The organism is Paenibacillus sp. PvR098 (genome assembly GCF_017833255.1).
Lineage (GTDB): Bacteria > Bacillota > Bacilli > Paenibacillales > NBRC-103111 > Paenibacillus_G.
Window position 1 is genome coordinate 490976 of the sequence record NZ_JAFIBU010000001.1, and the last position, 24922, is coordinate 515897.

The following is a 24922-nucleotide window of genomic DNA, read 5'->3' on the forward strand; positions in this document are numbered from 1 at the left end:
CTCTTGGCCACAATGATAAACAGAGGTGAAGAATAATGGAACAAAAACCTTATTTTTGTCCAAATTGCCGTTCCAACCGTATAAAATTCAGCGTAATTTCAAGCTACTCTCAGTGGCTCCTAAAGGATGCCATAACGGGTTCTGTTCAAGAAGTAAGTGAACCGCAGCAGCTGGAGGAAAGTGAACCGACGATTCAATGTCAGGTTTGTAATTTTACCGGCAACGAGCAGCGTTTCATCAAACAAGCGGAGCGTGAGCCAAGAACGGCAACCCAGATCAATCCGATCTATTAACAAATAATAAATGTACACGGCGCATGTTTTCCTTCATGGGGGGCGATGCGCTTTTGTTTTGGAATGGGGTACATTGGAACGAGGTTTAGCATGATTTTTTTGTAAAAATTGTAGAAACCCAGATTTTGGGAATAACCTTTACTTTAGCCTCTTATAAAAAAGATAAATCGCGCCATAAACAAAAATAATAAGGAAACTGGTCGAAAAAAGTGGTACAATGATATAGGTTTGTCAATCCGGACATGCTAATGGTTGGTTGGCGGATGGTTGTATCGGTTGGCTCTTACTGGAAGTAATAAGGGTCTATACCATATAGGAAGTCACTTACGATAGGAGGATTTTGCTAAATGAATATCCATGAGTATCAAGGCAAAGCAGTACTGAAGCAGTACGGGGTTATCGTACCGGAAGGCAAAGTGGCTTTCACGGTAGATGAAGCAGTAGAAGCTGCGAAATCTTTAGGTACACCGGTTGTTGTGGTGAAGGCGCAAATTCATGCCGGCGGCCGCGGTAAAGCGGGCGGGGTTAAGGTAGCCAAGAACCTCGATGAAGTTCGTACATATGCTAATGAAATTTTAGGTAAAGTCCTGGTAACACATCAAACAGGACCAGAAGGTAAAGAAGTTAAACGTTTGTTGATTGAGCAGGGCTGTGACATTAAGAAAGAATATTATGTCGGCGTTGTCGTTGACCGTGGTACAGGCCGTGTAGTTATGATGGCTTCTGAAGAAGGCGGCACCGAGATTGAAGAGGTTGCTGAACATTCGCCTGAGAAAATTTTCAAAGAAGTGATCGATCCAGCGATCGGTTTGCAAGCGTTTCAAGCTCGCAAGTTGGCTTATGCCATCAACATTCCTGCCGAGCTCGTAAACAAAGCGGTGAAGTTTATGATGGCCCTCTATAACGCATTTGTAGAAAAAGATTGCTCGATTGCTGAAATCAACCCGCTTGTTGTTACGGGTGACGGTAATGTTATGGCACTCGACGCTAAGCTGAACTTCGATTCTAACGCACTGTACCGCCACAAGGATATTGTGGAACTCCGTGATTTGGAAGAAGAAGATGCGAAGGAAATCGAAGCTTCCAAATACGATTTGAGCTACATCGCGCTTGATGGCAACATCGGCTGCATGGTCAACGGCGCAGGTCTGGCAATGGCTACGATGGACATCATCAAATATTATGGCGGCGACCCGGCCAACTTCCTCGATGTAGGGGGCGGTGCTACGACGGAGAAAGTTACTGAAGCGTTCAAAATCATTCTTTCCGACAAAAGTGTTAAAGGGATCTTCGTTAACATCTTCGGCGGAATTATGAAATGCGATGTCATCGCGAACGGTGTCGTAGAAGCAGCGAAGCAAGTTAGCCTTGACAAACCTCTTGTTGTGCGTTTGGAAGGTACGAACGTAGACCTCGGCAAAAAGATTTTGAATGAATCCGGACTGAACATCGTAGCTGCTGACTCGATGGCGGACGGCGCTCAGAAGATCGTGGCTCTCGTTAAGTAATTAACGAGTTTCCATTTAATTCTTTTTCTTTAATAATATCAAGGGATGTGAACATAGATCATGAGTATTTTGGTTGATAAAAATACAAAAGTCATTACACAAGGGATTACCGGTTCCGTAGGGATGTTCCATACAAAGGGCGGACTTGACTACGGCACACAAATGGTAGGCGGCGTCACTCCAGGCAAAGGCGGCACTAATGTCGACATCACGCTTGAAAACGGAAACACCGTTTCGGTTCCTGTATTTAACACGGTAGTAGAAGCTAAGGCTGCAACTGGCGCAACGGCTTCTGTTATCTACGTTCCACCGGCTTTCGCTGCAGATGCTATCATGGAGGCCGTTGACGCAGAGCTGGACCTCGTCATCTGCATTACGGAAGGCATTCCAGTTCTTGACATGGTTAAAGTAAGCCGTTATATGGAAGGCAAGAAATCCCGTTTGATCGGACCGAACTGCCCTGGCGTCATTACTCCGGGCGAGTGCAAAATCGGTATCATGCCTGGATATATCCACACACCTGGTCATGTCGGCGTGGTTTCCCGAAGCGGAACGCTTACTTACGAAGCGGTTCATCAGCTGACTACACGCGGAATCGGACAATCTTCTGCTGTAGGTATCGGCGGAGACCCGGTGAAGGGCTCTGAATTTATTGATATCCTCAAGTTGTTCAATGAAGATCCGGACACCTATGCTGTGATCATGATTGGTGAAATCGGCGGTACTGCAGAAGAAGAAGCGGCAGAGTGGATTGCAGCTAACATGAAGAAACCGGTTGTTGGCTTCATTGGCGGACAAACGGCGCCTCCGGGTAAACGTATGGGCCATGCCGGTGCCATTATTTCCGGCGGTAAAGGTACTGCAGCAGAGAAAGTCTCAACAATGGAACGCTGCGGTATTAAAGTAGCTCCGACACCTTCCGAAATGGGTTCCACTTTGGTGAGCGTATTGGAAGAAAAAGGTCTGCTCGAGAAATGCACCACTAAAAAATAAGCTTTTTATTAATTCATATTGAGATAGGCAAGAAGCCTCTCATTTCCGTGGTTTTTACCGGAATTGAGGGGCTTTTTTGCATCTGACCGAAGGAGTGTATATACTATATGGACAACCGCCTCATGCTATTTGCCCTGCATCAAATGGAGGGAATAGGTTGGAAGACTGTTTCTAGACTAGTGCGGCAGTTTCCGGTACTCAGCGATATCTTGACATTGAATTATGCGGAGTGGCTGGAGCTAGGTCTTACGCCGTTACGTGCTGAACAGGTTACAATGGGACTGCAGCAACTGCAATCCGGACGTCCGGACAAGCAGCTCAAGCTATATGAAGAACGGCAGATCGGTTGGATCAGTGTGTGGGATGAAGACTATCCTGAACTGCTGAAGGAGACGGCTGAACCTCCTTGGATCCTGTATTTTCATGGACGTCTTGAATTCATTCATAAACCTTGCATAGCTATGGTTGGTACACGTAAACCTACAGCATATGGTAAAGTTACTGCAGAGCGGTTATCGGAATCTCTTTCATCCGCCGGAATCTGTGTGGTCAGCGGCTTAGCCCGTGGAATCGATAGTGCAGCGCATGAAGGAGCATTGCGGGAAGCCGGGGGGACGATCGGAGTGCTTGGGTGCAGCCTAGATGAGGTGTATCCACCCGAGAATAAACTGCTTTATCGCAGAACGTCAGAAAGCGGGCTGCTTCTATCGGAATATCCGCTTGGCACGAAGCCGCGTCCTGGACTGTTTCCGCAGCGCAACCGGATCATTGCCGGATTGAGTCTTGGAGTCGTGGTCGTCGAGGCGGCGCTAAAGAGCGGTTCATTGATTACAGCGGATTTGGCATTGGAGGCGTCACGTGACGTATTCGCCATTCCCGGGCCGATTTCTTCACCGAAAAGTGAAGGGACACTTCATTGGTTGAAGTTGGGAGCTAAGCTGGTTACGGGTCCTGGTGATATTCTGGAGGAGTACGCCGCCAGAATATCGTTGAAGCAAAAGACAAACATGAATCCTAAAGCCGTTTCGAAAGCGACACTATCAGCGGATGAGCAGCAAATATATGATTTGCTTACTTCAAAACCGATGAATATTGAGGAGTTATTGTCGCAAAGTCAATATAAATTTGGACATTTGCATTCAGTTCTGATAAATTTACTAATGATGCAGCGAATCGTCGAGCTTCCAGGTTCAGTCTACACAGTACCTTGATGATCATACATACTTCAATTGTCGAAGGGGGAAAGACGCCTATGGCCGATTCGTTAGTCATTGTGGAGTCACCCGCAAAAGCCAAAACGATCAGCAAATATCTAGGCAGTAAATATATCGTTAAAGCGTCTATGGGTCATATACGCGATCTGCCCAAAAGTCAGATCGGGGTTGAAGTCAATAAAAACTTTGAACCCAAATACATCACCATCCGTGGTAAAGGATCTATTCTCAAAGAGTTGAAGGACGCCAGGAAAAAAGTCAAAAAAGTATATCTCGCAGCTGACCCTGATCGCGAAGGGGAAGCGATCGCATGGCACTTGGCACATTATTTGGAGCTGTCCGATCAGGATGCTTGCCGCGTCGTTTTTAACGAAATAACGAAGCAAGCAGTGAAGGATGCTTTTAAAACACCGCGCAAGATCAATCAGGATTTGGTCAATGCCCAGCAGGCACGGCGTATTCTGGATCGGCTTGTCGGCTACAAAATCAGCCCGCTTTTATGGAAAAAGGTAAAGAAAGGGCTGTCTGCCGGTCGGGTACAGTCTGTTGCCGTGAAGCTTATTTATGATCGTGAAAATGAGATTAAAGCGTTCGTTCCGGAGGAGTATTGGTCGATAACCGCCAAGCTTACTTCAGGAGAAGCCGAATTCGAGGCGAAGTTCTACAGCATCGGCGAGAAGAAGGACCTGAAGAACGAAGCAGAAGTGAACGAAGTCCTTGCCGAACTGAAGAAATCCGACTTTGTTGTAAGCGAAGTCAAAGAGAAAGAGCGCCAGCGCAATCCTTCTCCTCCGTTCATTACCAGCTCGCTGCAGCAGGAAGCGGCCCGAAAGCTGAATTTCCGTGCCGCCAAGACGATGTCCGTTGCACAACAATTATATGAAGGAATTGATTTGGGCAGCGAGGGCACCGTCGGTTTGATCACTTACATGCGTACGGATTCTACCCGGATATCGCCGGTGGCGCAGGAAGAAGCCAAGGAATACATCGTCCATAAATACGGGGAAGCCTATTACCCTGAAATTCCGCGCAATTATATAAAAAAGAATGTCAATGCTCAGGATGCGCATGAAGCGATCCGCCCAAGCTCCGTGCTGCGTGAGCCAGATCAGATGAAGGAGTATCTGAGCCGCGATCAATTCCGGTTGTATAAACTTGTTTGGGAGCGGTTTGTGGCAAGCCAGATGGCTTCCGCCGTGATGGATACAATGACGGTGGATCTGACGGCCGACTCTATCGTGTTCCGCGCGGTGGGCTCTAAAGTGAAATTTCCTGGCTTTATGAAGGTGTATGTGGAAGGGAATGACGATGCTGCCGCTGATACCGGTGACGAAGATCGGCTGCTCCCTCCACTCAAACAAGGCGATCAGGCTAAAAAGAAGCAGATCGATCCGAAGCAGCACTTCACACAGCCTCCACCTCGATATACAGAGGCCCGACTAGTTAAGGCGCTGGAGGAAATGGGGATCGGCAGGCCAAGTACGTACGCTCCGACGCTCGAAACAATCCAGAAGCGTGGCTATGTCGCCATCGAGGAGAAGAAATTCGTACCAACGGAGCTTGGTGAGCTGGTGATCCAGCAAATGATTGAATTTTTTCCGGAAATTTTGGACGTGGAGTTCACGGCCCATATGGAGGAAGGACTCGATCATATCGAGGAAGGCAAGGAAGATTGGGTACATGTGCTCAGCGAATTTTACGAGTCGTTTGAGAAGCGGTTAGAAGTGGCTGAGGAAGAGATGGAGAAGGTGGAAATCCAAGATGAGGTTTCCGATGAAATATGCGAGAAATGCGGACGAAATTTTGTGTACAAAATGGGACGCTTCGGTAAATTTCTGGCTTGCTCCGGCTTTCCTGATTGTCGCAATACTAAACCGATCGTTAAGGATACCGGTGTGACTTGCCCGACCTGTCACGAGGGGAAGATTATCGAGCGGAGAAGCAAAAAAGGACGTGTTTTCTACGGGTGCGACCGGTATCCTGATTGCGAATTCGTTTCATGGGATAAGCCTGTTGAGCAGCCCTGCCCTAAGTGCGGCGCTATGCTGGTAGAAAAGCGAAACAAATTAGGCACGTTCGTGCAATGTGTGGCCTGTGATTTTAAGGAAGAAAAAAAGGAAGAGCAAGATGGCGATTAATCGTGCTCTTATAACAGCTTGATGTAGAAGTCTCAAGGAGGAACAATGCAGTGACTGATGTACCGAAAGTGACCGTGATCGGCGCCGGGCTCGCAGGCAGCGAGGCCGCATGGCAAATTGCAAGCCTTGGCGTTCCGGTCGTGCTGTACGAAATGCGTCCAGTAAAAAGAACACCGGCTCATATTTCCGATCAATTCGCCGAGCTCGTCTGCAGCAATTCGCTGCGAGCGAACGGCTTAACCAACGCAGTGGGCGTATTAAAGGAAGAAATGCGTCTGCTGAATTCCTTGATCCTACGTGCTGCGGATAAGCATGCTGTACCTGCGGGTGGAGCTCTTGCGGTGGATCGGGATGGTTTTTCCGGAGAAGTAACTGCGCTGCTGCGTAATCATCCGCTGATCGAGGTGCGTAACGAAGAACTGGAGTCGCTGCCTGAAGGCATCGTGGTAGTAGCAACCGGTCCGCTTACGTCCCCTGCTTTGTCCAAGCATTTGCAGGATTTGACGGGAGAGGACTACCTGTATTTCTACGATGCGGCCGCACCGATTGTAGAGAAAGATTCCATCGACATGAGTAAGGTATATCTCGCTTCACGCTATGACAAGGGCGAGGCGGCCTACTTAAACTGTCCGATGACCGAAGAAGAGTTTAATCGCTTCTACGAAGCTCTGATTACTGCAGAGACCGCACCGATAAAGGAATTTGAGAAGGAAATTTATTTCGAAGGCTGTATGCCGATCGAAGTGATGGTAAAGCGGGGGCGGCAAACCGTTCTGTTCGGACCGATGAAACCCGTTGGCTTGGTTAACCCGCACACCGGCGAGCTGCCTTTCGCCGTTGTTCAGTTGAGACAGGATAATGCGGCGGGCACGCTCTACAACTTGGTAGGCTTCCAAACCCATTTGAAGTGGGGGGAGCAGAAGCGAGTGTTCTCACTCATTCCTGGCTTAGAAAATGCGGAATTCGTTCGTTACGGCGTTATGCATAGAAATACGTTTATTAATTCTCCTAGGCTGCTCCGTCCGACATACCAATTCAAAGATCGGGATGATTTGTTTTTTGCCGGACAGATGACGGGAGTAGAAGGGTATGTGGAGTCGGCTGCCTCTGGCATGATTGCAGGTATGAATGCGGCCCGATATGCGAAAGGATTGGAATGCCTTGTGCTTCCGCCAGATACGGCGCTAGGAAGCATGGCACAGTACATTACTACAGCTGATTTTAAGCACTTTCAGCCGATGAACGCTAATTTCGGATTATTTCCGCCGTTGGATGAGAAAATCAGGAACAAGCAGCTCAAAAACGAAAAAATCGCATCGAGAGCTATTGAGAAAATTCAGAATTTTTCACAAAACGTATACAATTCGACTTGTAATTAAAACATGTACTATGGTACGATAAATCCGTCTATAGTCTACCCACATCTAAACAATGGAACTTTACGCCAAACTAAGCTTAGACAGCTTAGTTTTCGTCATGATTGGAGGGAGAATTCGCGCTTATGGAGCAAACGTTTCACGCCACGACGATCTTTGCCATCAGGCATGAAGGTAAGGGGGCCATCGCTGGTGACGGTCAAGTAACGTTCGGAAACAGTATGGTGATGAAGAGTCAAGCCAAAAAGGTTCGAAGATTATATCGTGGAGGCGTCATCGCCGGTTTTGCCGGATCCGTAGCTGATGCCATCACTTTGTTCGAAAAGTTTGAAGCCAAGTTGGAAGAGCATCACGGGAACCTTCAGCGTTCGGCTGTCGAACTCGCTAAAGATTGGCGTTCGGATCGCGTGCTCCGCCGTCTGGAAGCCATGATGGTTGTGATGGACCGCAGCGGCTTGCTGCTCATTTCCGGCAACGGGGAAATTATTGAGCCAGACGATGGTATCTTGGCTATCGGTTCCGGTGGAAGCTTTGCACTTTCAGCGGGCAGAGCGCTCCATCGTTACGCGCCGCAGATGAGCGCTAAGGAAATTGCCCATGCGGCATTAACCATGGCCGCTGAGATCTGTGTGTTTACGAACCATAACATTATTGTTGAAGAGATGGAATGATTCCAAGGAGGTTATGAAACTTTGAAATCGAACGCTTTGACCCCCAAAGAAATCGTAGCCGAACTGGATAAGTATATTGTTGGGCAAAAGCAGGCCAAGAAATCGGTTGCCGTCGCCCTCCGCAACCGGTATCGCCGCAGTTTGCTGGACGAGTCGATCCGTGATGAGATCGTGCCCAAAAACATTTTGATGATCGGACCTACCGGAGTAGGCAAGACGGAAATTGCCCGCAGGCTCGCTAAGCTCGTAGGAGCCCCTTTTATCAAAATTGAGGCTACAAAATTTACCGAGGTTGGGTATGTCGGCCGGGATGTGGAATCGATGGTGCGGGATTTGGTGGAAACATCCATTCGGATGGTAAAGGCGGAGAAAACCGACAAGCTCAAGGATAGGGCTGAGCAAATGGTCGTTGATCGGCTTGTTTCCATTCTCGTTCCTAATCCTTCAAAGCAGCGCGGCCAACGGAATCCGCTGGAGATGTTATTCAATCAGCAGAACGCTTCACAACCGGAGCAGGAGCAAGAAACCGATCCTTCCGTGCTTTCCCGCAGACAGGAAGTCAAGGAGCAGCTGCTTCGCGGCGAGCTTGAGAATCAGGTGATCGAGATCGAGGTCGAGGACAATTCTCCTTCTATGCTTGATATGTTGGCAGGGCAAGGCAATGAACAGGCCGGCATGAATATGCAGGAGCTGTTCGGCAGTTTGATGCCCAAACGAACGAAGAAGCGGAAGCTGCCGATAAAGGAAGCTCGTAAGGTTCTTCTTCAGGAGGAAGCGCAGAAGCTGCTGGATATGGATGAAGTCATGCAGGAAGCGGTCAGACGCGCGGAGCAGAGCGGCATCATATTTATCGACGAGATTGATAAAATTTGCAGCTCCAGCCGAGGAAGCGGACCCGACGTCTCCCGTGAAGGCGTACAGAGAGATATCCTTCCTATCGTGGAGGGCTCCACGGTAATGACCAAATACGGACCCGTCAAAACGGATTATATTTTGTTCGTAGCGGCAGGAGCGTTTCACATTGCTAAGCCCTCGGATCTCATACCGGAGCTTCAAGGTCGGTTTCCGATTCGGGTCGAGCTCAGCAGTTTGACGCAGCAGGACTTTGTGCTGATCCTGAAGGAGCCTCAGCATGCGCTGACAAAGCAATATACCGCGCTGCTGGAGACTGAAGGTATTCAAGTTCAATTTTCTGATGAGGCTATACATGAAATCGCGCGAATTGCTGCGGAGGTTAATCAAAATACGGATAATATCGGGGCTCGACGATTGCATACGATTTTGGAGAAGCTGCTGGAGGATTTGTCTTATGAAGCCCCTGAAATTACTCTGGAGCGGATTGTCATCTCTCCGGAGTATGTGAGGGAAAAGCTATCTGATATCGTACAAAATAGAGACTTAAGCCAATACATTTTGTAATCGTTCAAGTTGGAGGCAAGATCATGACATTGTTGATGAAGACCAGAAGGCTGAATAAGCTGCTGCAGAAGGAGGCGGGGAACCCGGTCAGTTTTATGGATATGGCCGTGGTGCTTAGTGGCCTGCTGAATGCTGATATTTATGTTGTCAGCCGGAAAGGCAAGGTGCTTGGTAGCGCGTATTTATCCTCAGCGCAAGATATGCTAGTAAGCGGTTCTGTCCTACAAGAAAATCGTTTTCCACCGGAGTACAACCAGCTGTTGCTGAAAGTGGACGAAACCTCTTCCAATCTAGCTGCAGGAAGTCCATTTGATGTATTCGGCGACCATTCCGCGGACACGTCATTCTATATTACGATTGTTCCCATCATTGGCGGAGGAGAAAGACTGGGAACGCTTGTGTTAACCAAACGAAACGGTCAGTTTATCGATGACGATTTGATTTTGGCGGAATACGGGTCAACCGTTGTAGCAATGGAAATTTTAAGGGAAAAAGCGGAGCAAATTGAGATTGAGGCTCGTTCCAAAGCGGTTGTGCAAGTGGCGGTCGGCTCTTTGTCATTTAGTGAGATGGAGGCGGTCGAGCATATTTTCGAACAACTGGATGGGATGGAAGGTCTTCTAGTTGCCAGTAAAATTGCAGATCGAGTTGGAATCACTCGCTCAGTGATTGTGAATGCGCTCCGCAAGCTGGAAAGCGCGGGCGTCATCGAAACCCGCTCGCTTGGTATGAAGGGAACATACATCCGTGTGTTAAACGATCAGCTGCTGAGCGGTATTCAAAACGCAAAATCTTGAAGATTTTTTGTCTTTTTTGTAAAAATATATAGAATGAAGGCCCTGTATGAAAATATAGGGCTTTTTTCTCATTGTAATCATTTCCAAAATTCTTCAATATAAATATAGTCCTACCCAAGTCTAAATTATCCCAGCACTGCTATATTTTTTTTCGAAGAAAATGTCGAACAAAGGAGGATTTGTTCGCGCTTTGTTGAATATTTAATAGATCAGATCATTCCGGGAAAGTGGGAGTTCATCCATGAATATCTTGAGTAAGCCCGCATTTCAATTGCTGGAACAGTCTCTCAATGCAGCTACAGTTCGACAAAAGGTGATAGCAGATAATGTCGCCAACGTCGATACGCCTTATTTCAAACGTTCGGAAGTCCGATTTGAGGAGTTTCTGCAGCAGGAGTTAAATAAAGGCGAACTGCAAGGCTATCGAACGGATCCAAGGCATTTTCACATCGGACGTCCCGCCAATCCGCAGCCGCAGATTATTCGCGACAGCCAATCGATGATCAACAACAACTTGAACAACGTAGATATCGATTACGAGATGTCGCTTATGGCTAAAAACCAGCTTCGCTACAATACGATTGTGCAGCAAGTAAACAGTGAGATTAATAAGGTAAGAACGGCTATAGGCGGAAGGGGGTAACATATGAAGCTGACCAACGGGTTTGATATCAGCTCCTCTGCTCTAACAGCGCAGCGGCTACGGATGGATGTCATTTCGTCCAATATTGCCAATAGCGATTCGACACGAGCAAGGATGGTGAACGGCAAATGGGTTCCTTACCAACGAAAACTTGTCACCATAGAACCGAAACAGGGGACCTTTGCCGAATCGCTTCAGAACGCTATGGCCGGTAAGACCGGCGGAGCAGGAGAAGGGGTACGCGTAACGAAAGTTATCGAAGATACTTCTCCCTTTAAGCAGGTCTACAATCCAACGCATCCGGATGCCGACGAGAACGGATTTGTAATGCTTCCGAATGTCGACGTGCTTAAAGAAATGGTGGACATGATATCAGCCACCCGCTCATACGAAGCGAACGTAACTGCGCTTAACGCTACCAAAGCAATGGTTGGGAAAGCGCTGGAAATCGGAAGATAATTAAACTAAAGGGGCTATTTATATGATTGACAAAATAACTTTACAGCCGCAGAAAATCACAGATAACATTCAGCCGAAAAATATGAGCCCAGCCGAAGTGACTGATCAATTCGGAAAATTTTTGAACGATTCCATGGCTGACTTAAACGCACAACAGATAACGGTTGACAAACTAAACAACGGATTCGTTAAGGGAGAAATATCCGACGTTCACCAACTGATGATCGCTTCCCAAAAAGCTTCACTAGGATTGGAACTGACGGTACAAGTGAGGAACAAGGTTATCGAAGCTTATCAAGAAATCATGAGAATGCAAGTCTGATCTTGATGAATTTCGGTGACGGTCAATCAGATGGGGTGAAACAGTGAACGAGAACCTACTCCAATATTGGAATAAAGCAAAGCAATATTGGAATCAGTTTAGTAAAACACAGAAAATTACACTAATCTCGACATTGGTTATAGTCATACTTACGATAGGGATCATTAGTTATAACCTTTCCAAAACGGAATACGCCCTTGCCTATACGAATTTGCCGCCTAGCGATGCAGCGGCGATCAAGACTTATTTGGACGAGGCACGAATTCCGTACCAACTTAGTGAAGACGGGAAAAGCATCGGCGTTCCTCGAAGTGAAGTGGCCAGTGTCAAATTGGGGGTAGAATCTCAAGGACTAAATAAGAATGGCAACATCGGCTACGGCGCCTTCAGTGAAAGCAGTACGTTCGGGACAACAGACCGTGAGTTCGATGTCAAATATCTTAATGCTGTGCAGGGTGAACTTCAGCAGCTCATTAATACCAATACTGCAGTGAGTAGTTCAAAAGTACTAATTAGTTTACCGAAAGACAGTGTTTTTTTACCATCGGGCGCAGAGCCGGACAAAGCATCTGCATCGGTCGTATTGGAAATCAAGCCTGGCTATTCACTAGATCAGGCCAAGATAGATACGATGTATAATCTGGTATCTCATAGTGTCAAAGAATTGCCGATAGAGAACATTACCATCTCTGACCAAAATGGTGATTTGCTTGAATATTCCAAAGGGGATAACCAAATAGGCAATGCTTCAACTATCGCGATGCAGCAGTTTGAAATTAATAATAAGTTCAAAAACGATGTGCAGCGTAATGTCCAGCAAATGCTGGGAGCGATACTCGGCAGAGATAAGGTAATCGTCAGCGTCTTTTCCACGATGAACTTTGATCAGACAAGACGAAAGGAACAACTCGTCACTGCTCCGAATGAAGTCGATCAAGTCGGTTTGGATATTTCGATTCAGGAGATTCAGAAAAACTATACAAGCGACGGTGCTGAGCAGCAGGGCGGGGTACCCGGAACGGGAGCAACAGACGTACCAGGATATCCTGGTGCCGCAAATACAGGAAGAACAAATTCCGAAGAGCTTCAAAGAACGGTTAACCGAGAAGTTAACCGAATTACGAACGAAATTGTGCTCACGCCTCACGTTGTAAAAGATTTAACCATTAATGTGGGGATTGAACCACCTGACCCACTGGATATGAATTCTTTGACACCGCAGACGGTTGAAGCTGTTCGTCAAATTCTGGTTAACGTTGTTCGAGCCGCGCTAGCGGACAGTGGACAGGTAATGACGGAAGAAGAATTAGCCAGAAAAGTAACCGTGTTTCCACAAACGTTCGCTAGAACGAATGAGATTCAGGGGGCAAATGCGAATACGATGCTGCTTTACGGTGCTCTTGGGGGCTTGGCTCTTGCATTGATTGGGGGCGGCGCTTACTGGCTGCTGCGCAGACGGAGAGCCCGGGCGCAGGTCGAGGAGGAGATCGTGGATGAAACGCCAAGAGTGGAGTTTCCGACCATTGATATCGACAATGTAAAAAATGAAAATCAAGTGCGTAAACAGCTAGAGCAGTTAGCCAAGAGGAAGCCGGATGAGTTTGTGAATCTGCTGCGTACTTGGTTAGTAGACGAATAGAGGTGTACATGGCTTGGCTAAAGTACAGCAAGCGACTTTGACGGGACGACAAAAAGCCGCTATTTTATTAATCAGTTTGGGACCGGAAGTGTCCGCTCAAATTTTTAAGCATCTTCGCGACGAAGAGATCGAACAGCTCACCTTGGAAATAGCCAATGTCAGGAAAGTCGACAATGTCGAGAAGGATTCCATACTGGCCGAGTTTCACCAAATTTGTTTGGCGCAGGAATTTATTTCTCAGGGCGGCATCGCGTATGCCAAGGATATCTTGGAGAAGGCTCTTGGTTCCCAGAAAGCTCTCGATATCATCAATCGGTTGACGGCGACGCTTCAGGTCAGACCTTTTGACTTTGCGCGTAAAGCCGATCCGGCACAGATTCTGAATTTTATTCAAAATGAAAACTCTCAAACCATTGCGCTTGTGCTCTCTTATTTACAGCCGGAGCAGGCCTCCATTATTTTGTCTTCACTGCCTCAGGAAAAGCAGGCCGATGTGGCGAAACGGATTGCGCTGATGGACAGCACTTCGCCTGAGGTCATCAGTCAAGTCGAACGGGTGCTGGAGCAGAAGCTTTCCGCCACCGTTACACAAGATTATACGAACGCTGGTGGTATTTCGGCGGTGGTTCAAATTTTGAACGGTGTTGACCGGGGGACAGAGCGTACCATTCTGGATTCCCTTGAAATTCAAGATCCGGAATTGGCAGAGGAAATCAAAAAGCGGATGTTCGTCTTTGAGGATATTGTTAATATCGACAACCGTTCGATTCAGCGCATTATACGCGATATTGAGAATGCAGATTTACAATTGGCGCTTAAAGTTGCCAGTGAAGAGGTTCGTGAAGCGATCTTCAAGAACATGTCCAAGCGTATGGCCGAAACGTTCCGGGAAGAAATGGAATATATGGGACCTGTTCGTTTGCGTGATGTAGAAGAAGCCCAGACACGTATTGTAGCAACGATAAGACGTTTGGAAGAAGCCGGTGAAATCATCATCGCTCGCGGCGGAGGAGATGATATTATTGTCTAATGTCATCAAATTATTTCAATACGTAGCTATCGAAGACAGCAAGATTGTGGAGCCCCCCGCTTCCCCTGTTCTTAAACAAGAACAGCCGGAGGAAACGGAGGAACTTCCGCTAGAAAATCATCAAGAGTTAAGCGATCTGATGCAGATGAAAGATCAGATTCTGAAGGATGCCGAGTCCTTTGCTGAAGAGCAGGTACGGGCAACCATGGAAGAGGCTGCAGCGATCAGGCAGCAAGCGCAGGTCGAAATCGAGGCTTGGTGGCATGAACGCAGGCTTCAGGATCAGGAAGCTGTGAATGAAGCGAGAGATCGCGGTCACGCTCAAGGATACCAAGAAGGATTGGCTCAGGTTGAGATGGAGCTTCGGGAGCAATACGAATCGACGCTGCAAGAGGCATCTCAGATCTTAGAGCAAGCTTACTTATTGAAGCAGCAAATCATTCAGGAAGCTGAACCGTTTTTGATCGAACTTAGCACTTCTATAGCTGAGAAGGTAATCGGGCGACAGTTGACGCTTGAACCCGAATGGACGATCGATTCTATCCGCAAGGTGCTGTCCAGGCGGAGGGAAAAAGGAATTATTACGCTCTGCGTATCGCCTGCCCAGTTCACCTATATACAAGACGCGCGCGAAGAGCTTTTGCTCGCCATCGATTCGCAAGCGGAGCTGCAAATTATTCCGGATGGTTCGGTATTGGATCAAGGTTGTGTTGTCCGATCTTCATTCGGAAGCATCGACGCGAGAATCGATACGCAATTAAAAGAAATAAAAAATGCGCTTCAGCAGTTGGCTATGCGAAACGAGGGATAAGCTCATGCTGGCACCAAACGCTCAAAAATATATCGAGCACCTTAACCAAATGGATACCATCCGGGTGAATGGAAAGGTGACGCAGGTCATCGGGCTGACGGTAGAATCGGAAGGTCCCGATGCGAGCATAGGCGACGTTTGCTATATATATCCATTTAAATCGAACACACCGCTAAAGGCGGAGGTTGTCGGATTTAAAAATAATAAGGTCATTCTCATGCCGTTGGGTGAGCTTCATTCTATAGGTCCCGGTTGTGATGTAGTAGGAACCGGAAAGCCGCTCACGGTTCAGGTAGGACATGAACTGCTTGGTAAAGTGCTCGATGGCTTAGGTCAGCCGCTTGATGGAACATACTTGCCATCCAGAATGACCCATTATTCTACGAATAACGTTCCAAGTAACCCGTTAACACGTCCGCGCGTACTGGAGCCGATTAGTGTCGGAGTACGGTGCATAGACGGTTTGCTGACAATCGGCAAGGGACAGCGCGTAGGTATTTTTGCCGGATCAGGTGTTGGGAAGAGCACGCTAATGGGCATGATCGCCCGTAATACAGCGGCAGACGTCAACGTGATTGCACTTGTCGGCGAACGGGGCAGAGAAGTGCTTGATTTTATTGAACGAGACCTCGGTCCGGAAGGGCTTGCTCGTTCCGTAGTCATCGTCGCAACGTCAGATCAACCTGCGCTTATCCGAATTAAAGGTGCGTTGATTGCCACGAGCATTGCAGAATATTTCAGAGATCGCGGTTTAAATGTCATGTTGATGATGGACTCTGTAACCCGTTTCGCTATGGCCCAGCGTGAGGTGGGTTTAGCTGTAGGAGAGCCTCCCGCAACTAGGGGCTACACCCCATCTGTCTTTGCAACATTGCCGAAACTGTTGGAGCGATCGGGAACAGGACCTAAAGGCTCCATCACTGCATTTTATACCGTGCTTGTAGATGGTGATGACATGAATGAACCTATTGCCGATGCGGTCCGGGGGATTTTGGACGGGCACATCGTCCTGAACCGGAGCATTGCCAATCGTGGACATTATCCGGCTATTGATGTATTGTCCAGTGTCAGCAGGGTTATGAAAGAAATTGTTCCGACGGATCAACAGCTCGCGGCTGAACAATTAAAGTTATTATTATCTACGTACAAAGATTCGGAGGATCTGATTAATATCGGGGCGTATCAAAAAGGCTCTAATCCAGAAATTGATCTGGCGATCGACTCCATCCAATCGATATGGGATTATACCAAGCAGCGGGTAAATGAGAAGCTGTCTTACGCTGACGCACAAGAACGGTTAATTCGAGAATTTTACAGGGGATGAGAAGAAGCATGCGTTTTCGATACACTTTTCAAAAAATCGTTGACCTTAAAACGAATGAAAAGACCCAAGCGGAATGGGTGTTATCTCAGGCGATCGTAAAACTGCGGGAAGAAGAGTCGTCGCTGGATCGGCTGGAGAATGCGAAGCAGGAGATGCAGGAGGAACTGTATAAAGTATCGGGAACGCGTACGACGGTTTCAAACCTGATGCTGCTGCAAAGCTTCGTTGATCATATCGATGTGTGCATAAAAGACAAGCATCAAGACTTAAGTACAGCTAAGACGAACGTGCAAATCAAACAAGATGATCTGACCGGTAAAATGCTGGAAGAAAAAGTATGGACGAAAGCAAAGGAAAAAGCTTATCAAAAGTTTTCCTCCGGGGTGCTTAAAATAGAACAAGATCAGTTGGACGAAATGGCGACAAGCAGGTATCAACGACTTTCGTAATTATTTTTATGAGGAGGTGAGGTCATGGCAAACGCAAATACGGAAAAATCGTCTTCTTACGGAGCCATGGAACGGTTTTTGATTTGGTTCCTCATCCCTTTTGTTTTTACGGCTGTATTGCTAGGGGTATTGATGAGCATCCTCGGCTATGATGTGATGAACAATGCTCTGCGCGTGGCCAATAAAATTCCGATTGTAAACTCGATTGTTCCAGATATGAAAACAAGTGCAGAGGACGGCAGTCAAAACCAGCAGCAGATGCAAGAGCAGGGGGGCGCTGCGGTTCCTGCCGAGGGGGAAATTGCTGCCAACCAGGCCGCACAGCTTGAGCAAAGGGAGCAGGAGCTGCAGCGAGCTGAAGCAGCACTTCAGGAACGGGATCAAACGATCAAAGATCTACAATTGAAGAACAGCAGCTTGGAAGAACAGATAAAGAGCAAAACAGTCTCTGAAGAAGAGTACTCAGGTCAAATTCAGCAGCTTGCCGGTATGTATGCCAAAATGTCACCAACGAAAGCTGCGCCGATCATGGAGAATTTAACCAAAAACGAATTGGTGCTTGTTCTAGGTATGATGAAAACGGATGAGCGTGTCAAAATTTTGGAGCGCATGGATCCTGTGAAAGCTGCAGAGGCTTCCATAATGATAAAAGATCAGACGAGTGTTAGGGACACGCAAATTGCGGCTCTTCAGGAAAGATTGAATCAATCGACCGCTTCACAGACTGAGGTAAACGATAACTTAAGCAGAGATGATCTTGGCTCTACATTTGCGAACATGACCCCAAAAAGCGCAGCCACGGTGTTACTGGAGATGCAAAAGTCGGATCCGGACAAGGTGCTCTCGATTTTGAAATCGATGGATAGCGTAGGTCGTTCGAGAGTGTTGTCTGCTTTGTCCGAGCAATCCAAGGAAACCGCTGCGTTACTCTCCGCACGACTCGTTCAGTAAACTTGGAAGGAGGTGAATTAAGATATGGAAATTACAGCTCAAACGCCAATTACGACATCTGTTGGTTCAACGTCCGGAGGAACAGCATTCAATTCGGGATCTAGCAGTTCGGGTTTTTCTACGACGCTAAACGGAATGCTCGTTTCGGGCAATCCACAAGCTGGTACGGATTTGACTGCTGCTGGGACAAGCCTTTCGGCTTTGATGGGTTTGCTTGCCCCTTTCTTGACAACTTCCGTTCCGACAGACGAATCTGCTGCAGCCATGAATGGCGAACAGATCGATGGCTTGATCCAGCTGTTGGAGCAGACTCAGGACGGAGCTGGGGGAAATCCTCTTTTATCGAATCCTGACTTGCAAGCGTGGCTTGCCCAGCTGCAGGAGATTTTGACGGCACTTGCTGCGAACATGGAGGCTGGTACTGCTAACGGACGCCATTCGGAAGAAGAAGGTAGTGCGCCATCGTACGTTTCTAATGATCTTTTGGATGGAGCATTAAATCCAATGCTGTTTATTCCACTGACTGCGGCTTCTCCGCGCGCAGAGGATGGCGGTAATCAATACATGGGCGGGACTTTACAGGCGGGGATCAGCCAAGCCGAAGCTGTCCAACTGTTGAAGCAGCTGAGAGAGATGGTGGAACAAGGGAAGAAAGACCCTCAGCTTCAGCAGTCCTTGAAGGAGCTTCCAGCAGTCTTGATGTCTGCGGCTGTGACCGAGAGCGATCAGAATAAGGGAGCCGAGCGATCTCAGCGTTTGTCTCAAACATCGCTTATCATGCAGCCGGCAACCGATGCGGAGTCTTCCGAGACACAGGAAATGGTCAGCATTGTCACTAACCCGCTGAACAAGTTAGAAATGTTAGCGGCTAAGCATACGGTTGCTATGCATTCCGCAGAGCAGCCGACGATCCAGGCCGACAACTTGTTTGAGCCATTGATACCAGCCGATTCCGGTACCATAACTGGACAGCAGCCAGCGATGTCGCTTCAAGATTGGATGAAGGGAGTACAAGCGGGACTGTCTATGCCGAAGCATCCAGTGCTTCAAATGTCCGCAGGAACATTTGCCAATGACTTGACGCAATTTGTTGTTAGTTCTTTCTCGCTCCAAACTTCGTCTGATGGGTTAACCGAAGCCAGGATCTCGTTATTTCCGCAGCATCTGGGACATGTAGAAGTCAAACTGACGATGCAGAACGGACTGCTTGTAGCTCAAATTATGGCAGACAGCTTGTCTGGTAAAGAAATGCTCGAAAGCCAGTTGGCACAGCTGCGATCGACGCTGCAAAGCCAAGGCATTCAAATCGAGAAGCTGGAGGTTAGCCAGAGCCAGAATTTCCAATCCGGTATGTTCCAAGAAGGGCGGCAGCAGCAGTCGGGTCAATCTTCCAAGCAAAACAAATCGGGCAGCAGCAGCGTAGCTAGCATTGAGGAAGAGCAAGGGTTAGAAACGAAGTCTAACATGAATACGACGGTTGACGGCCGTGGTTCCATTGACGTGACGGCATAAAAATCGACATTTCAAATGATACCGGCTTGAACAGGAGGTGAAACCGTGACAGACTCCAATATCAGTACCCGAAACGTATGGCCTTATTATGCTAAAGAAAATATTCAGCGTGCAGGATCTGAGGATAAGAATCAATTAGGTAAAGACGAATTCCTTAAAATATTGATTGCCCAATTGAAAAATCAAGATCCGACCCAACCCTTGCAGGACAAAGAGTTTATTGCGCAAATGGCTCAGTTCACTTCGGTGGAACAGCTGACGAATATGGCCAGTGAGATGAAGATGCTTCGCCAATCGCTCGGTTTTGCGTCAGGATTGATTGGGAAGAATATCACTTGGACTTATGAGGATAGCCAAGGAACAACGCATTTCAAAACCGGCATGGTTGAGTCCATCACGGTGAAAAAGGGCGAACAATTTGCGAAGGTGAACGGAGAGGAAGTCACGCTCGATAAAATCAGTCAAATTTCGAATCCGGAGGAAACGTAAATGACGGAGCGAATAACGATTGGCAGGCTTTATCCGAATGTGGTGACTCCGAGCCGCTCATCTAGAGCTGCAGCACAATCCGCCAATAGGAACGTATCGTTTGATTCGATTTTACAAAACCAAGCTTTGCGTTTCAGCCATCATGCTGAAGAACGATTACGGCAGCGAGGCATTCAGTTTCAGCCCGAACAGCTGGCCAAAATCAATTTGGCAATTGATAAAGCTGCAACCAAAGGTGCAAAAGATTCGCTAATGCTGATCAATGACACGGCCTTGATCGTGAACATTAAGAACCGTACTGTGGTTACTGCCATGGACGAAGCATCCATGAAAAACAACTTGTTTACGCAAATCGACAGCGCCATGATCATTTCTTAAAGAAAAGGCCGGCCCGATCTGCGGAGGCCATGGTTGTGGACCGACTGAAACAACCGATCATCTAGTACTTATTCGCATTTAGGGAGGAAATCTATCGATGTTAAGATCTCTGTATTCCGGCGTATCCGGTATGAGAGGATTTCAAACGAAGCTGGACGTCATCGGTAACAACATTGCCAACGTCAATACTGTTGGTTTTAAAGCCAGTCGTGTCATGTTTAAGGACATTCTCAGCCAAACCGTATCAGGCGTAACAGCGCCGACAGACGAGCGTGGGGGCGTCAATTCAAAGCAAATCGGACTTGGTGTTGCCGTGGGCGCCATTGATACGCTGCATACTCCTGGCAGTGCCATGACGACAAATGTCGTAACGGACTTGAGGATCGACGGCGATGGCTTCTTCGCAATGAGGGCGACGGAAGATCAAGAGCAGCCCTTTTTGTCCCGTGCAGGAAATTTCACGCTGGATTCTAATCGGCGGCTCGTTAATGCTGACGGATTGTTCGTGTCTGACAGCGAGGGAGGAATTATTCAGCTTGAGGATACGGTAACAGCATTTTCGATATCACAGTCTGGTGAGCTTATCACTGTAGGTGAAGACGGTGCAGCCACTCCAAGCGGTATCTTTATTGCGGTCGTTAAGGTTGCGAATCCTGCCGGACTCGAGAAGATTGGCGGAAACCTGTATCGCGTCACACCAAACGCAATGCCACCGGATGCATTGGAGCTGCCTACTGGAGAAGATGCTCAGGCCAATAATGCCGCAACCGGTACCGGGGCCATTATCTCCGGACAGCTAGAAATGTCCAATGTGGATTTGACTTCGGAATTTACCGAGATGATTATCGCGCAGCGCGGGTTCCAGTCTAACTCCAGAATTATTACGACTTCAGACGAAATTCTTCAAGAGGTTGTTAATCTGAAACGATAGATTGATTGATGGGGGAGGACTCCCTCCCCTGATTTTTTAGTGAACCGGAGGTAGCTGATGATTCGTCTGACCCGGCTTAACGGAAAGCAAATTACGATTAATGCTCTCTTGATCGAAATGATCGAAGAGACACCGGATACTATGATTACACTGGTAACCGGCAAAAAAATAATGGTGTTAGAAAAAGTAGAAGAAACCGTTGCGCTGGTTCAAAGCTTCATGCAAATGGTAGGGCTTGTAGGCGGTTCGATAAAAAGCCTGAATTCGGAGGGGTCGTAGTTGTTTAAGAGCAAAATATTCATTATGGTGGTTGCTATTCTTATCGCCATCACATTAATTTTGACGGCGGCTTTCGTTCTTTGGAACTATATGGATAAAGCAAATAGCACCCCGCTGGATCAAGCGCAGCAATCGGCCAGCGAAGTCAAGTCGGGTAAGAAGCTCACTCCGGATCAGGTACAGGAGAACACGTCCAGTATGCAAGATGTACTGACTAACCTCGCCGGAGGAAACAACAAGTTTATTAAAGTGAGCTTTGCCTTTGAATTGGAAAATAAGAAGGCGAAGGAGGAGTTTGAAAAGCTGGAAACCCAAATGAAAGCGATCGTGATCCAAACGCTCGCAGATATGACTCCAGATCAGGTGTCGGGGAGCAAAGGCTTTGACAATCTCACCTCAGCCCTTATGAATAAAATGAATCCGCTTTTGCAGCAAGGAAAACTGAATCAAATATTGATCACGGATATCGTTCTGCAATAGCATGAAGCATAATGAAGCATGTAGAGCAACAGCACGAAGGAGGTGACGCTAATGGTTGATGTTCTTTCTCAGAATGAGATCGACGCTTTGCTCGCGGCGCTATCTTCAGGAGAAATGGATGCGGAAGAGCTAAAAAAGGAAGAGACGCAGAAAAAAGTCAGAGCCTATGATTTTAAGAGAGCGGTTCGCTTCTCCAAAGATCATATTCGAAGTCTTACCCGTATTCATGAGAATTTCGCGCGGTATCTGACCACTTATTTTTCCGCCCAGCTCCGAACCTTTGTGCAAATAAATGTCGTACAGGTCGAGCAGCTGCCTTATGACGAATTTATACGTTCCATACCTAAGATGACTATTCTTAACATTTTTGAAGCTGAGCCTTTGGAAGGTCGTATGGTGCTTGAAGTTCATCCGAATGTGGCGTTTGCCATGCTGGATAGGCTGCTGGGGGGGGCGGGTACGTCTCCAACCAAAATCAATGCACTCACGGAAATTGAGACGATTGTGATGGAACGCATCTTCAGTAGGGCGTTTGAGAGTCTGCAAGAGGCTTGGAAGACGGTGGTAGATTTGTCACCAAGGCTGGAGGCGTTGGAGACAAATCCGCAGTTTATGCAAATCGTTTCACCTAACGAAACAATAGCACTGATTTCATTGAGTACTAAAATCGGGGATACCACTGGGATGATCAACTTGTGTATCCCTCATGTAGTCATCGAGCCTATTATGCCGAGATTGTCCGTGCATCATTGGTTTGTATCCCAGAAAAAGACCAGTGCGCCGGAAGAAATGACGGCCCTTCAATCCAGACTTCATAAAGCAAAACTACCGCTGATTGCTGAGCTTGGAGCTTCACAAATATCCGTCAGAGAATTTTTGAGTCTCAACGCGGGCGATGTCATTACATTGAACAGATCTGTTGAGGAACCGCTGCATATCCGGATCGGCGAAAAACTAAAGTTTTTCGGAAGTCCTGGAACTACGCGAGGAAAGTTAGCTGTGCAGATTAATGAGATTGTTCAAGAAGGAGTAGAAGAGTATGACGAATAATAAGGATTATTTGTCTCAAGAAGAAATCGATGCCTTGTTGAGGCAATCTGCTGACGGTGATGCGGACGACGGTTCCGGGTATGTTCCTCATGTCGAAGATTATTTATCTTCATTGGAACAGGACGCGCTTGGCGAAATCGGCAACATTACTTTCGGCAGTGCAGCTACCGCTTTATCCACGCTGCTTGGGAAGAAGGTTGATATCACTACTCCCAAAGTTTCCGTCATTGGGCGTGAGGAATTAATCGAAGAATTTCCAAAGCCGCATGTGGCAGTTCATGTCAATTATGTCGATGGGTTTCATGGGATTAATCTTCTCGTCATAAAAACACGGGATGCTCAAGTGATCGCCGATTTAATGATGGGGGGTGACGGAACCGGACAAATGGACGAGTTAAGCGAAATCCATATTAGCGCAGTCCAAGAAGCGATGAACCAAATGATGGGCTCTTCCGCCACATCAATGTCAACGATCTTCAACCGGTTTGTCAACATTTCACCGCCAGGGATCGATATCCTGCACTTGTCGGAGGGGGACGGAGCCGCTTCGCTGCCTCAGGAAGAAGTTTTTATCAAAATCTCCTTCCGACTAACGATTGGGGATTTGATCGATTCTACGATAATGCAGCTGCTTCCGGTCGCCTTCGCTAAAGATATGGTTTCCATTCTTATGGGGGGAGGAGACACTCAGGAGGAGACCGTTTCCGCGCCGCCAGCACCTGCTGTACCAGCGCCAGAAACTTTTGCGCAGGACTTGGGAACTTCGCCAGTAAATGATCATTATTCCCAACCGCCGCAGCAGCCGCCGATGTATGGTGAGTCACCGCAGCAGCCGATGTATGGCCAGCCGCCGCAGCAGCAGCCGATGTATGGCCAGCCACCGCAGCAGCAGCCGATGTATGGCCAGCCACCGCAGCAGCATCCAATGTATGGCCAACCGCCGATGGCACCACCAAATCAACCGATGTATCCACCGCAGCCTGCTGCATACGGCATGCCGACAGCCCGTAATGTAAACGTTCAGTCGGCTCAGTTTGCCAGCTTCACACCGGCGAATCTGACGCCAGCGGAAGATACGAACTTAAATCTACTGCTTGACATACCTTTAAAGGTAACTGTAGAGCTGGGACGAACTCACAAAGTCATTAAAGACATATTGGAGCTGTCTCAAGGTTCGATTATCGAACTCGATAAGCTTGCAGGGGAGCCCGTCGATATTTTGGTGAACAACAAGCTGATTGCAAAAGGCGAAGTGGTCGTTATTGATGAAAATTTCGGTGTCCGTGTCACGGATATCGTGAATCAATGGGACCGAATTCAAAAATTACAATATTAGAACAAGCAACCTTGGGAGGACTGTGTGATTATGGCAAACCGAATTTTAATTGTAGACGATGCAGCATTTATGAGAATGATGATTCGCGATATCTTAACCAAAAACGGATATGAGGTAGTCGGCGAAGCCAATGACGGAGCTCAAGCAATTGAGAAATTTAAGGAGCTTAGCCCCGATTTGATTACGATGGACATTACGATGCCGGAGATGGATGGGATTCAAGCACTAAAGGAAATTAAGAAAATCGACGGAAACGCGAAAGTTATAATGTGCTCCGCAATGGGACAGCAAGCGATGGTTATTGACGCTATTCAAGCGGGCGCGAAAGATTTTATCGTTAAACCGTTCCAGGCTGATCGTGTTATCGAGGCTATTAAGAAAACCTTAGGGTAGATGAAACTGAAACATTGGGGAGAGTCTACGAAGACTG

At 47.5% G+C, this 24922-nt stretch carries 27 protein-coding genes; all 27 read left to right on the forward strand.

Features of this window, described 5'->3' with window-relative positions:
- The first annotated feature begins 35 nt into the window (after positions 1 to 35).
- Positions 36 to 293 (forward strand): hypothetical protein, encoded by a 258-nt coding sequence (locus JOE45_RS02430; RefSeq protein ID WP_210021702.1) that lies wholly within the window; start codon positions 36 to 38, stop codon positions 291 to 293.
- A 347-nt stretch (positions 294 to 640) separates the two neighbouring features.
- Positions 641 to 1801: an ADP-forming succinate--CoA ligase subunit beta gene (gene sucC / locus JOE45_RS02435; RefSeq protein WP_210021701.1), complete on the forward strand. Its 1161-nt coding sequence runs from the start codon at positions 641 to 643 to the stop codon at positions 1799 to 1801.
- A gap of 60 nt (positions 1802 to 1861) precedes the next feature.
- A complete protein-coding gene (gene sucD / locus JOE45_RS02440) occupies positions 1862 to 2794 on the forward strand; it encodes a succinate--CoA ligase subunit alpha (RefSeq protein WP_210021700.1) in 933 nt (310 codons plus the stop codon).
- A gap of 107 nt (positions 2795 to 2901) precedes the next feature.
- Positions 2902 to 4005 carry a DNA-processing protein DprA gene (gene dprA / locus JOE45_RS02445; protein WP_210021699.1) on the forward strand — a complete coding sequence of 368 codons (1104 nt, stop codon included), beginning with the start codon at positions 2902 to 2904 and terminating at the stop codon, positions 4003 to 4005.
- A 41-nt stretch (positions 4006 to 4046) separates the two neighbouring features.
- Positions 4047 to 6146, forward strand: a complete 2100-nt coding sequence (gene topA / locus JOE45_RS02450) for a type I DNA topoisomerase (protein ID WP_210021698.1) — start codon at positions 4047 to 4049, stop codon at positions 6144 to 6146.
- Positions 6147 to 6196: 50 nt separating this feature from the next.
- Positions 6197 to 7525, forward strand: coding sequence for an FADH(2)-oxidizing methylenetetrahydrofolate--tRNA-(uracil(54)-C(5))-methyltransferase TrmFO (trmFO, locus tag JOE45_RS02455; RefSeq protein ID WP_210021697.1), 1329 nt, complete (start codon positions 6197 to 6199; stop codon positions 7523 to 7525).
- A gap of 122 nt (positions 7526 to 7647) precedes the next feature.
- Positions 7648 to 8193 (forward strand): ATP-dependent protease subunit HslV, encoded by a 546-nt coding sequence (gene hslV / locus JOE45_RS02460; protein ID WP_210021696.1) that lies wholly within the window; start codon positions 7648 to 7650, stop codon positions 8191 to 8193.
- Between the two features lie 21 nt (positions 8194 to 8214).
- The gene (gene hslU, locus JOE45_RS02465) at positions 8215 to 9612 is read left to right on the forward strand and encodes an ATP-dependent protease ATPase subunit HslU (protein WP_210021695.1); all 1398 of its coding nucleotides are present in this window, start codon (positions 8215 to 8217) and stop codon (positions 9610 to 9612) included.
- A gap of 23 nt (positions 9613 to 9635) precedes the next feature.
- Entirely contained in the window at positions 9636 to 10409 is a 774-nt protein-coding gene (gene codY, locus JOE45_RS02470; RefSeq protein WP_210021694.1) for a GTP-sensing pleiotropic transcriptional regulator CodY, read from the forward strand.
- A gap of 241 nt (positions 10410 to 10650) precedes the next feature.
- Positions 10651 to 11052: a flagellar basal body rod protein FlgB gene (flgB, locus tag JOE45_RS02475; RefSeq protein ID WP_210021693.1), complete on the forward strand. Its 402-nt coding sequence runs from the start codon at positions 10651 to 10653 to the stop codon at positions 11050 to 11052.
- Between the two features lie 3 nt (positions 11053 to 11055).
- Positions 11056 to 11511, forward strand: a complete 456-nt coding sequence (flgC, locus tag JOE45_RS02480; RefSeq protein ID WP_210021692.1) for a flagellar basal body rod protein FlgC — start codon at positions 11056 to 11058, stop codon at positions 11509 to 11511.
- 22 nt (positions 11512 to 11533) lie between these two features.
- Positions 11534 to 11833 carry a flagellar hook-basal body complex protein FliE gene (gene fliE / locus JOE45_RS02485; protein WP_210021691.1) on the forward strand — a complete coding sequence of 100 codons (300 nt, stop codon included), beginning with the start codon at positions 11534 to 11536 and terminating at the stop codon, positions 11831 to 11833.
- 43 nt (positions 11834 to 11876) lie between these two features.
- Positions 11877 to 13472 carry a flagellar basal-body MS-ring/collar protein FliF gene (fliF, locus tag JOE45_RS02490; RefSeq protein ID WP_210021690.1) on the forward strand — a complete coding sequence of 532 codons (1596 nt, stop codon included), beginning with the start codon at positions 11877 to 11879 and terminating at the stop codon, positions 13470 to 13472.
- A gap of 13 nt (positions 13473 to 13485) precedes the next feature.
- Positions 13486 to 14502 (forward strand): flagellar motor switch protein FliG, encoded by a 1017-nt coding sequence (fliG, locus tag JOE45_RS02495; protein WP_210021689.1) that lies wholly within the window; start codon positions 13486 to 13488, stop codon positions 14500 to 14502.
- Positions 14495 to 15313 carry a FliH/SctL family protein gene (locus JOE45_RS02500; protein ID WP_210021688.1) on the forward strand — a complete coding sequence of 273 codons (819 nt, stop codon included), beginning with the start codon at positions 14495 to 14497 and terminating at the stop codon, positions 15311 to 15313. Before fliG ends, JOE45_RS02500 begins: the two co-directional genes overlap by 8 nt.
- A 4-nt stretch (positions 15314 to 15317) precedes the next feature.
- Positions 15318 to 16637, forward strand: a complete 1320-nt coding sequence (gene fliI / locus JOE45_RS02505; protein ID WP_210021687.1) for a flagellar protein export ATPase FliI — start codon at positions 15318 to 15320, stop codon at positions 16635 to 16637.
- Between the two features lie 8 nt (positions 16638 to 16645).
- On the forward strand, positions 16646 to 17086 hold the full coding sequence (gene fliJ / locus JOE45_RS02510) for a flagellar export protein FliJ (RefSeq protein ID WP_210021686.1): 441 nt from the start codon (positions 16646 to 16648) through the stop codon (positions 17084 to 17086).
- A 24-nt stretch (positions 17087 to 17110) separates the two neighbouring features.
- Complete coding sequence (locus JOE45_RS02515) at positions 17111 to 18037, forward strand: MotE family protein (protein ID WP_210021685.1); 927 nt, start codon at positions 17111 to 17113, stop codon at positions 18035 to 18037.
- 24 nt (positions 18038 to 18061) lie between these two features.
- On the forward strand, positions 18062 to 19549 hold the full coding sequence (locus JOE45_RS02520; protein ID WP_210021684.1) for a flagellar hook-length control protein FliK: 1488 nt from the start codon (positions 18062 to 18064) through the stop codon (positions 19547 to 19549).
- 45 nt (positions 19550 to 19594) lie between these two features.
- Complete coding sequence (flgD, locus tag JOE45_RS02525) at positions 19595 to 20038, forward strand: flagellar hook assembly protein FlgD (RefSeq protein ID WP_210021683.1); 444 nt, start codon at positions 19595 to 19597, stop codon at positions 20036 to 20038.
- On the forward strand, positions 20039 to 20416 hold the full coding sequence (locus JOE45_RS02530) for a TIGR02530 family flagellar biosynthesis protein (RefSeq protein WP_210021682.1): 378 nt from the start codon (positions 20039 to 20041) through the stop codon (positions 20414 to 20416).
- Between the two features lie 97 nt (positions 20417 to 20513).
- Positions 20514 to 21347: a flagellar basal body rod protein FlgG gene (flgG, locus tag JOE45_RS02535; RefSeq protein ID WP_210021681.1), complete on the forward strand. Its 834-nt coding sequence runs from the start codon at positions 20514 to 20516 to the stop codon at positions 21345 to 21347.
- A gap of 57 nt (positions 21348 to 21404) precedes the next feature.
- Entirely contained in the window at positions 21405 to 21626 is a 222-nt protein-coding gene (locus JOE45_RS02540; RefSeq protein ID WP_210021680.1) for a flagellar FlbD family protein, read from the forward strand.
- Positions 21627 to 22106 (forward strand): flagellar basal body-associated FliL family protein, encoded by a 480-nt coding sequence (locus tag JOE45_RS02545; protein ID WP_245246548.1) that lies wholly within the window; start codon positions 21627 to 21629, stop codon positions 22104 to 22106.
- A 51-nt stretch (positions 22107 to 22157) separates the two neighbouring features.
- Complete coding sequence (gene fliM, locus JOE45_RS02550) at positions 22158 to 23156, forward strand: flagellar motor switch protein FliM (RefSeq protein WP_210021679.1); 999 nt, start codon at positions 22158 to 22160, stop codon at positions 23154 to 23156.
- The gene (gene fliY / locus JOE45_RS02555; protein ID WP_210021678.1) at positions 23146 to 24492 is read left to right on the forward strand and encodes a flagellar motor switch phosphatase FliY; all 1347 of its coding nucleotides are present in this window, start codon (positions 23146 to 23148) and stop codon (positions 24490 to 24492) included. The genes fliM and fliY overlap by 11 nt, the downstream gene beginning before the upstream one ends.
- 30 nt (positions 24493 to 24522) lie before the next feature.
- The gene (locus tag JOE45_RS02560; RefSeq protein ID WP_210021677.1) at positions 24523 to 24885 is read left to right on the forward strand and encodes a response regulator; all 363 of its coding nucleotides are present in this window, start codon (positions 24523 to 24525) and stop codon (positions 24883 to 24885) included.
- Positions 24886 to 24922: the final 37 nt, after the last annotated feature.